At 32.1% G+C, this 10,057-nt stretch carries 9 protein-coding genes, 1 rRNA gene and 1 pseudogene (1 of these 11 cut by a window edge); 6 read left to right on the forward strand and 5 right to left on the reverse strand.

The genetic code is table 11. The annotated features are described in order from the left end of the window. Positions 1-20 precede the first annotated feature (20 nt). From AC0L3M_RS01615 to AC0L3M_RS01635, 5 genes and pseudogenes are all read left to right on the forward strand, one after another. A complete protein-coding gene (locus tag AC0L3M_RS01615) occupies positions 21-2,879 on the forward strand; it encodes a LamG-like jellyroll fold domain-containing protein (protein WP_473431599.1) in 2,859 nt (952 codons plus the stop codon). Between the two features lie 214 nt (positions 2,880-3,093). Next, a pseudogene (locus AC0L3M_RS01620) lies at positions 3,094-3,159 on the forward strand (EF-hand domain-containing protein); the annotation flags it as partial. Beyond that, complete coding sequence (locus AC0L3M_RS01625; RefSeq protein WP_473431600.1) at positions 3,160-3,321, forward strand: hypothetical protein; 162 nt, start codon at positions 3,160-3,162, stop codon at positions 3,319-3,321. It begins immediately after the preceding pseudogene. A gap of 13 nt (positions 3,322-3,334) precedes the next feature. Continuing rightward, on the forward strand, positions 3,335-3,550 hold the full coding sequence (locus tag AC0L3M_RS01630) for a hypothetical protein (protein ID WP_473431601.1): 216 nt from the start codon (positions 3,335-3,337) through the stop codon (positions 3,548-3,550). Between the two features lie 23 nt (positions 3,551-3,573). Next, positions 3,574-4,416 carry an adenylate/guanylate cyclase domain-containing protein gene (locus AC0L3M_RS01635; RefSeq protein WP_473431602.1) on the forward strand — a complete coding sequence of 281 codons (843 nt, stop codon included), beginning with the start codon at positions 3,574-3,576 and terminating at the stop codon, positions 4,414-4,416. Here the strand turns inward: AC0L3M_RS01635 and AC0L3M_RS01640 are convergent. From AC0L3M_RS01640 to thrS, 5 genes are all read right to left on the reverse strand, one after another. Continuing rightward, a complete protein-coding gene (locus AC0L3M_RS01640; protein WP_473431603.1) occupies positions 4,409-5,215 on the reverse strand; it encodes an HAD family hydrolase in 807 nt (268 codons plus the stop codon). The genes AC0L3M_RS01635 and AC0L3M_RS01640 overlap by 8 nt on opposite strands. Positions 5,216-5,378: 163 nt before the next feature. Then, positions 5,379-5,723, reverse strand: a complete 345-nt coding sequence (rplT, locus tag AC0L3M_RS01645; RefSeq protein WP_028282920.1) for a 50S ribosomal protein L20 — start codon at positions 5,721-5,723, stop codon at positions 5,379-5,381. A 100-nt stretch (positions 5,724-5,823) separates the two neighbouring features. Further along, complete coding sequence (gene rpmI / locus AC0L3M_RS01650; protein ID WP_090839495.1) at positions 5,824-6,021, reverse strand: 50S ribosomal protein L35; 198 nt, start codon at positions 6,019-6,021, stop codon at positions 5,824-5,826. A gap of 61 nt (positions 6,022-6,082) precedes the next feature. Next, positions 6,083-6,571 carry a translation initiation factor IF-3 gene (infC, locus tag AC0L3M_RS01655; RefSeq protein WP_143404058.1) on the reverse strand — a complete coding sequence of 163 codons (489 nt, stop codon included), beginning with the start codon at positions 6,569-6,571 and terminating at the stop codon, positions 6,083-6,085. Positions 6,572-6,662: 91 nt separating this feature from the next. Continuing rightward, positions 6,663-8,597: a threonine--tRNA ligase gene (gene thrS / locus AC0L3M_RS01660; protein WP_473431604.1), complete on the reverse strand. Its 1,935-nt coding sequence runs from the start codon at positions 8,595-8,597 to the stop codon at positions 6,663-6,665. Between the two features lie 751 nt (positions 8,598-9,348). Between thrS and AC0L3M_RS01665 the strand changes: the two genes are divergently transcribed. After that, positions 9,349-10,057: ribosomal RNA gene (locus tag AC0L3M_RS01665) — 16S ribosomal RNA — on the forward strand (it continues 809 nt past the right edge of the window).

Raw genomic sequence — 10,057 nt, forward strand, 5'->3', positions numbered from 1 at the left:
ATCTAACTAACCTATTATTTATGAAACAATTTTATTTTACTTTTTTTGCTGTACTATTTATTGGTATGGCTTCAGCACAAACCTTTCAAGAAGGAGGCGTTAATTATGCTGTGATTTCTGCAGCTGAGAGCACTGTTGGTGTGGTATCATCAGCTAGTTTTGAAGGCGCACTAATTGTACCTCCAACAGTTAATAATGCAAGTGTTGACTATACGGTAATTGCTATTTTAGATAGTGCATTTGAAAACAGTACAACGTTAACTTCTATAGAAATTCCTAATACAGTAACGTATATAAGTAATGGTGCTTTTCGATTTTGCACTAACTTAACGTCTGTTGTAATACCTAATTCAGTAACAAGTATTGGACAATTATCATTTAATGCATGTTCTAGTTTAACTTCTGTGGTAATACCAGATTCAGTTACTTCTATTGGTATTGAAGGATTTGCAAGTTGTTCTAGTTTAACTTCGGTAACGATTCCAAGTTCGGTTACAAGTATTTCTAATAGTGCATTTCAAAACTGTTCTAATTTAAATACAGTTACTGTTAATTGGTCAACACCATTAGCTATAAATGCTAATATTTTTCAAAACGTAAATATTGGTAGCGCAACCCTTTATGTTCCTGTTGGTACTGAGGCGCTTTATCAATCAGAGCCAGTTTGGCAAAACTTTGGAACTATAGGTCAACCACAACCAGCTACACATTTAAATTTTGATGGAGTTAATGATTATGTCCAAGTTCCTTCTGGAATAAATGTAGCAAATTCATCATTTACTGTTGAGTTTTATGCAAAACGTAACTCAACTAATATAGATAGTTATATTATAACTCAAGGTTTTGAAGCAAACAATAATTTACTGCATATTGGTTTTAGAGGCAACAACGATTTTACTTTTGCTTTTTGGTATAATGATATAAATATTCCTGCTACTAATTATGTGGCTGATAATGAATGGCATCATTGGTCATGTGTTTATAACATGGAAAATGCTACTAGAGAAGTGTATCAAGATGGTATTTTAGTAGGATCTAATTCAGTTCCAACACCTTATACAGGTAATGGAATCCTTCAAATAGGTGTAAAAAATAGTAATGAGTTCTTCTTTAATGGTGATTTGGATGATATTCGTATTTGGAATGTAGCTAAAACAGCTGATCAGGTTACTGCAAGCAAAAATTGCGAGTTACAAGGTGATGAAACAGGTCTTATTGCTTATTATAAATTTAACGAAGGCCTTGACGCTAATGAAAATGCATCTTTTACAACCTTAAATGATGCTACAATTAATTCTAATAATGGGTCATTAACTAATTTTGCTTTAACAGGAAGTAATTCTAATTGGTTGGCAGGTTCTCCTGTTGAAAGTGGATCTATTATCCCTACAGAAGCAAGTGTTAGTAGTCCAGTAATTTATACACAAAATGATAGTGCAACGCCATTAACTGCTACTTTAGGAGCAAATGGAACAGAATTGATGTGGTATGAAACAGAAACTGGAGGAGTTGGATCAGCAATTGCGCCTACACCAAGTACAATGACTACTGGGTCAACATCATATTGGGTAACAAGTGCTAATGCAAATGGATGTGAAAGTGAAAGAACTGAAATAGTAGTAAATGTATTAGAGCCAGCAACGCATTTAAATTTTGATGGTATTGACGACTATGTTAATATAAACATAGGAACATTTACTACTCAAAACTTAAACTATACTCATGAGTTTAGGTTTAAAACTACAAGTGCTAACTGTACAATTTTTAACTTTTCTGATACAGGAATGCCTAACTCTGGAGGTTTTAATAAAACCATTTATTTACAAAACGGAAACTTAGTGTCTTATGTTTATAATAATACAGAAAATTATATCACATCAACAGCCACTTTTAATGATAATAATTGGCATCATGTTACAGAGATTGTTACGTTTACAGAAAGACGTCTTTATGTGGATGGTACATTGATAGGAACAGATACTAGTTTTTCTAACCAAAATTTTGGATATATAGTTCTAGGAGCAAGTAATTTAACTCCAGGAGTTTATTTTGAAGGAGAAATAGATGAAGTTAGAATTTGGAATACAGCCTTATCTATTGACGATGTTAATGCAACAGGTAATTGTCAATTGCAAGGTGACGAAGCTAATTTACTAGCATATTATCAGTTTAATCAAGGAACAGATGCTACAGATAATACATCAGTAACAACTTTAATAGATGCGACAACAAATGCATATAATGGTAATTTGATAAACTTTAGTTTAACAGGTAATACTAGTAATTGGTTAGCTGGTTCTCCTATTGGAGCAGCACCTATAGTTACAATGCAACCTCAGGATCAAACTATTACAGAAACAGATACTGCTGTTGTTTTTACTGTTTCAGCATCAAATGTCACCTCTTACCAATGGGAAGTGTTTCTTGAAGATGGTGAAGGTGGTTCATGGATGCCTTTAGACGATTCATTTACTGATCCGGATGTTTCGGGTTCTACAACTAATACGCTAACAATTTCAGGAGATAATGTTTCATTTGTCGTTGGTTTCCAATTTAGAGTTGTAATGAATGGTACTGCTAGTTGCAATGTTATTTCAAATGAAGTTACTGTAACAGATGAAACACTGTCAGTGTCTAATTTTTTAATTAATGAAGTAAAGGTATTTCCAAATCCAACAACAGATAACGTTAAGATTACTTTATCTAAAGTACAAGATTTTGAAATATCAGTATACGACTTAAACGGAAGACTGCTTTTAAACTCAAAAAACAGAAGTGATGCTTTTTTATTAGATTTAACAGATTATCAAAATGGTATATATATTATTAAGACTAAGATTAATCAAAAAGAAGCTATTAATCGAGTTATTAAACACTAAGGAAGTTTAGTACAGTTCGAGAAGCAGTGTTGTAATTTACAACACTGCTTTTTTTGCTTTATAACTAGCGAATACTAATAGCAAATTATTAATTTTTAGTGTTGTTTAACTAAACAATATTATATAAGAATATTATTTTTACTACATTACAATTAATATAAAGCAGTCTTAAAATGTCAACAAAAGATCAAATCTTAAAAAAATTGAAATATTAATCACCAACCACTTCGAATCTCCAAAAAATGCATTTGATTTTTTTGACGAAGATGGTGATAAAAAATTGTCAAAATCAGAAATTAAAAACCTATTGCAAGAAGCAGAAATTAGTGGTTTTATTAGAGGTATAGTCGCTTCAAAATTAATAGAAGGTTATGATTTAGATGGAGATCAACTAATAAGTTGGTCAGAATTTAAAACTGCAATTGACGAAATAGCACTTTAAATTCTTTCTTTTTTTGAAACAATCAATACTACAATTCCTCAAATTACAAATCATTACAATACTTTTTTGGGTATTATCGTTTTGCTTATTTATTATTATCCGTTATTTTGAAATAGGCACGGAAGGAGGAAAGGCATTTGTAACTAACTACGACCAAATAATACCAATAACACAATGGTTACAATTTAGCATTTTAATAGGTGTGGTTGTTGGTTTTTTTATGGGATAATCGAGTTTATTTCTGATAAATTATTGCTGTACAAATTTTCTACTGGTTTACTAATATTACTTAAAACAATTGTTTATTTAATTTTACTAATACTTTCAACAAGTTTTGTGGTTGGTTTAATAGAAGTTCAAATAGACAGAAACCTTCCAAATGAACCTGGTTGGTGGATGGAAAATAAAGTGTTTTGGCTAATAGTTGTGTATTTTAATATATGCTCATTAATATTTTCTTTTTTAAAAATTGCGATAGAAAACTTTGGTCATGGCGTTTTATTTAACCAGTTAATAGGAAAATATAAAAGACCAAGAGAAGAACGTCGTATTTTTATGTTTCTAGATCTTCAATCTTCTACCACAATTGCAGAGCAATTAGGCCACTATAAATACAGTCAATTGATTCAACAATGCTTTTATGATCTTAACTCGATAATAAATAATTTTGATGCAAATATTTATCAATATGTTGGTGATGAGGCTGTGATTAGTTGGACTTTTGATAAAGGTTTAAAACAAAATAATTGTGTCGAATTATTTTATAAATTTCAAGATAAGTTAGTTAAAAAAGAAAAATTATACCTGAAACAGTTTGGTATAATACCTAAGTTTAAAGCTGGATTGCATGGAGGAACATTAATAGTGACAGAAGTTGGGACTATTAAAAAAGAAATTGCTTATCATGGAGATGTTATAAATACATCTGCAAGAATACAAGGAGAGTGTAATAAGTATGATGAAACGCTTCTTATATCCGAATCATTACTTCAAAAACTTAAATTACATAAATATAAGCTAACATCAATGGGTGACATTACTTTAAAAGGTAAAGAAAGCACACTTAAGTTATTTTCAATTAATAAACTTAATTAATCAAACTATCAATTAACTGCTTGATTACAATTTCTACCCCTTTATCATTATTTGATTTAGTTAAGTAGTTAGCAACGGTTTTTACATTTGGATGTGCATTATCCATAGCGTAACTATAGTGTCCTAACTTTAGCATCTCTATATCATTATTATAATCTCCAAAAACCATAGTTTCAGATTCATTAATATTATATAGCTCTTGAATATGTTTAATGGCATAGCCTTTATTAGCTATATTTTCTGAAATATCAACCCAGTGATTGGCAGATACCTTTACTTTAAATTTATGTTCCAAATGTTTAACGGAAGGGTAGATGTACTTTTCAGAGCTTTCTTCATGATATAATGCTATTTTATAAACGTCTTCTGTAATTTCAGACACATCATCAATAATGTCGTAATTTGAGTAATACTCACTTAAAAGTGATAACAATTTTTCAGATTTACTTACTACGTAAGCTTTATTTTTTGTGCAAAACACGGGATGTGTATCCTGTAATCCAACTACTAATTTAGAAATTGTAGTTAAGCTGTTTTTTTTAAAAGTATTTGAAATTAGTAAATGATCTTGTTTTATTGCTAGTCCACCATTTTCTGATACTATAATAATATCATCTTTAATAACTTTTAATTTTTCAAGCATGCTATAATAAGGTCTTCCGCTAGCAGCTACAAACAATATGTTTTTTTCTTTTAAGATTTTAAATAATTCAAAAAACTCATCACTTACTTGATGATTAGCGTTTAATAAAGTTCCATCTAAATCGGATACTATTAATTTAATTTGGCTTAAAGACATGTGCAATTCAATATTTAAAATGTAAAGCTAGTGGATAAGTTTGTTATAAAACAATTATTATAGTTAAGTTATAATTAAATGGCATAAAAAAATCCGATTCAATTAAGAATCGGATTTTCTATTTTATAAGCGAAGTATTGTTATACAAATGGCAAAATGCCCTTTATTTTACTTTGTTCACAATTGCTTCAAAAGCATCTGGATTGTTCATTGCTAAATCAGCTAAAACCTTACGGTTTAATTCGATATTATTAGCTTTTACTTTACCCATAAATTGTGAGTAAGACATTCCATGTAATCTTGCTCCAGCGTTAATACGCGTGATCCATAATGCACGGAAAGTTCTCTTTTTGTTTCTACGGTCTCTGTATGCATATTGCATAGCTTTATCAACCGCGTTTTTTGCTACTGTCCAAACGTTTTTACGACGTCCAAAGTAACCTTTTGCTTGTTTAAGCACCTTTTTTCTTCTGGCTCTTTTGGCAACAGAATTTACTGATCTAGGCATAATTTAAATTGTTTTTTTGTAGTAGGCGGTTAATTAATTAACACTTTGTAAAGGCCTAACTCCAGGGTTTATAAATAATTTGTAACCAATTAAGGTAATGTTACTTTAAACGCATCATTACTTTAATATTGTTCTCATCCGCTTTATGTACTAAACCGTCATGAGTTAACTTAAGCTTACGTTTTTTAGACTTCTTTGTTAAGATGTGACTTTTAAAAGCGTGCTTTCTTTTAATTTTACCAGTACCAGTAAGCTTGAAACGCTTTTTAGCACTAGATTTTGTTTTCATTTTAGGCATTTTGTTTCCTAGTTTTAATTATTTCGCTTATAATATTGTGGTCCTTAATAAAGGATACTATTTACTTTTTAGGAGCAATAAACATGGTCATACGCTTTCCTTCAAGTCTTGGCATTTGTTCTACTTTTCCAAATTCTTCCAAATCTTGAGCTAATCGTAATAATAATATTTGTCCTTGCTCTTTAAACACAATTGATCTCCCTTTAAAGAAAACAAAAGCTTTTAGCTTTGCACCTTCTTTTAAGAATTTCTCGGCGTGTTTCTTTTTAAATTCGTAATCATGGTCATCTGTTTGAGGACCAAATCGAATTTCTTTGATAACAACTTTTGTAGCCTTGGATTTTAATGCTTTTTCCCGCTTCTTCTGTTCATAAAGAAACTTCTTGTAATCCATTATTTTACATACAGGCGGATCTGCTTTAGGCGAAATCTCTACCAAGTCAAGTTCTTGCTCTCTTGCAAATTCTCTTGCTTCTTTAGTGGTATAAATTCCTACTTCAACATTTTCTCCAACTAGACGCACTTTTTCTGCTCTAATCTTACCGTTAATGTTGTGCTGATCTTCCTTAATGATTCTTGCCGGACCTCTTGATCTTTTTCTACGTATTGCTATGACTTATATATTTTAGTTAAACTTAATTTTAAAATTGTCTTTTTGTTTTATTTATCTCTGTTTTAACAATTTCTGCAAAGGTATCTACACTAATCGTGCCTAAATCTTCACCACCATGTTGTCTTACAGATATCTTGTTTTCTGCTTCCTCTTGTTCCCCAATGATAATCATATAAGGCGTTTTACTCATTTCAGCCTCTCTAATTTTCTTACCAATGGTCTCGCTTCTGTTATCTACAAGTGCGCGAATTTCGTGATTTTCTAGCAAAGTTAAAACTTTTTCACCGTATTTCTCGTATTTCTCACTAAGAGTTAATATAGAAACTTGATTTGGCATTAACCAAAGCGGGAAATTTCCTCCTGTATGTTCCAGTAAAATAGCTATAAAACGTTCCATACTTCCAAAAGGAGCGCGATGTATCATTACAGGTCTGTGTGTTTCATTATCACTACCTTTATAAGATAATTCAAAACGTTCTGGTAAATTATAATCAACCTGAATAGTTCCTAATTGCCATTGTCTACCTAAAGCATCCTTAACCATAAAGTCTAATTTAGGTCCGTAAAAAGCAGCTTCGCCAGTTTCTATAACATAATTTAAATTTTTATCCTTGGCAGCATTAATAATGGCTTGTTCTGCTTTTTCCCAGTTTTCTAAACTTCCAATATATTTTTCTGGCTTTTCGGGATCACGTAAAGATACTTGTGCAGTAAAGTTTTCAAATCCTAAAGATCCAAATACATACAACACTAAATCAATAACATTTTTAAACTCTTGATCTAATTGATCTGGAGTACAAAAAATGTGTGCATCATCCTGCGTAAAACCTCTAACTCTCGTTAAACCATGTAATTCGCCACTTTGTTCATATCTATAAACAGTACCAAATTCAGCAAAACGCTTCGGTAAATCTTTGTAAGACCATTGCATACTGTTATATATTTCACAGTGATGTGGGCAGTTCATAGGTTTTAATAAAAATTCTTCTCCTTCCTTTGGAGTCGTAATAGGTTGGAAGCTATCGGCACCATATTTTTCATAATGTCCAGAAGTAACATAAAGCTCCTTTTGGCCTATATGTGGTGTAACAACCATTTCATAACCTGCTTTTTTCTGAGCAGCCTTTAAAAAATCTTCTAAACGCTCACGTAAAGCAGCACCTTTTGGTAACCATAAAGGTAAACCTGCACCAACTTTTTGAGAAAAAGTAAAAAGCTCAAGCTCTTTACCTAACTTTCTATGGTCACGTTTTTTAGCTTCTTCTAATAACGCTAAGTATTCAGTTAATTCTTTTTGTTTTGGAAATGATGTTCCGTAAACACGTGTTAATTGAGGTTTATTTTCATCACCTCTCCAATAAGCACCTGCAACAGATAATATTTTTACAGCTTTAATAATCCCTGTATTCGGGATATGTCCACCACGACACAAATCAGTAAAAGTAGAATGGTCACAAAAAGTAATAGTCCCATCCTCAAGATTTTCAATTAATTCAGTCTTATATTCATTGTCTTTATATAAAGACAAAGCCTCGGCTTTAGTAACAGATCGCATAGCAAACTCATGTTTGCCTCTTGCAATCTCTAACATTTTAGTTTCAATAGTCTTAAAATCTTTATCAGTAATGGTGTCATTACCAAAATCAACATCATAATAAAAACCATTATCAATAGCAGGACCAATAGTTAATTTACTATTAGGGTATAACTCCTCAATCGCCTGAGCTAATACATGGGCAGAACTATGCCAAAATGCTTTCTTTCCTTCATCATTAGTCCAAGTATAAAGTACCAAAGATCCATCCGTTGTTAATTTCGTAGATGTTTCAACGGTTGTACCATTAAAACTTGCCGAAATAACATTTCTTGCCAATCCCTCGCTAATACTCTTAGCAACATCCATAGGTGTAGAATCTTTTTCAAAAGATTTCACACTACCATCAGGTAAAGTAATTTTTATCATCAATATAATATTAGACCACAAATATAATAGGATATTAGTAATTTGGCAATACAACTCTTAACTAATACTAAATAAATTCACACAATAAATTAATGGCGTTACCCAAAGGGTCAGGCTTTCACTACTCGCTTTTTTTACATAAGTATCATACCTATATATAATGTCTATTTTTAATACGCAATATAACAGCCAATATGTAATAGGAAACAAAAAAAGAGCTCAAACAGACCGTTCAATCCTTAACGCAAGCATCACAAACTAATTTATATTAGTAAAAGTAACATAATGCCTATTAAAACCATTGTAATTAGTTTAAATCACAGCCAATTCAAAAAAATATTTCATAACCTATTAGCAATAAGGTATTAAAGGATTGTAATAAAATAAAATTAAAAAAAGATTAAAAAAAGGGTTGCGGGAAAGAAAAAGGCTTGTATATTTGCACCCCGAAAACGACGTAACTGATGTTACTGAGAGTAAAGGAAAACGTTCTAAGATATATTGAAAGTGAAGTTTAAAAAAGAAAAAACTTTTTTTAAATAAACCTTGTGGGATTTAAAAAAGCGAATTATATTTGCACCCGCTTAAGGAAATAACATCTTAAGAGACAGAGAAAAAAGTTCATAAACATATTGAATTGACAGCGTAAGAATTAATTGGAAACGATTAATTTAAACAAACGAGAATAAACCATTTTGAGTACTGAAAACATTATTAATTGTTAAAACATAGTCGTAAGACTTAAAATTTAACGATGAAGAGTTTGATCCTGGCTCAGGATGAACGCTAGCGGCAGGCTTAACACATGCAAGTCGAGGGGTAGCAGGGAGCTTGCTCCGCTGACGACCGGCGAACGGGTGCGTAACGCGTATAGAATCTACCTCTTACTAAGGGATAGCCCAGAGAAATTTGGATTAATATCTTATAGTATGTTGACTTGGCATCAAGATAACATTAAAGGTTACGGTAAGAGATGACTATGCGTCCTATTAGCTAGATGGTGTGGTAACGGCACACCATGGCAACGATAGGTAGGGGCCCTGAGAGGGGGATCCCCCACACTGGTACTGAGACACGGACCAGACTCCTACGGGAGGCAGCAGTGAGGAATATTGGACAATGGAGGCAACTCTGATCCAGCCATGCCGCGTGCAGGAAGACTGCCCTATGGGTTGTAAACTGCTTTTATACAGGAAGAAACACTCTCACGTGTGAGAGCTTGACGGTACTGTAAGAATAAGGATCGGCTAACTCCGTGCCAGCAGCCGCGGTAATACGGAGGATCCAAGCGTTATCCGGAATCATTGGGTTTAAAGGGTCCGTAGGTGGATAATTAAGTCAGAGGTGAAATCCTGCAGCTCAACTGTAGAATTGCCTTTGATACTGGTTGTCTTGAGTTATTATGAAGTAGTTAGAATATGTAGTGTAGCGGTGAAATGCATAGATATTACATAGAATAC

The organism is Olleya sp. KJ81-1, from assembly GCF_055808135.1.

What these genes read in the sequence shown, in the direction of transcription:
- rpmI (WP_090839495.1), bottom strand. Translation starts at nt 6,021, where the DNA reads ATGCCTAAAATGAAAACAAAATCTAGTGCTAAAAAGCGTTTCAAGCTT.
- rplT (WP_028282920.1), bottom strand. Translation starts at nt 5,723, where the DNA reads ATGCCTAGATCAGTAAATTCTGTTGCCAAAAGAGCCAGAAGAAAAAAG.
- AC0L3M_RS01615 (WP_473431599.1), top strand. Translation starts at nt 21, where the DNA reads ATGAAACAATTTTATTTTACTTTTTTTGCTGTACTATTTATTGGTATG.
- thrS (WP_473431604.1), bottom strand. Translation starts at nt 8,597, where the DNA reads ATGATAAAAATTACTTTACCTGATGGTAGTGTGAAATCTTTTGAAAAA.
- AC0L3M_RS01640 (WP_473431603.1), bottom strand. Translation starts at nt 5,215, where the DNA reads ATGTCTTTAAGCCAAATTAAATTAATAGTATCCGATTTAGATGGAACT.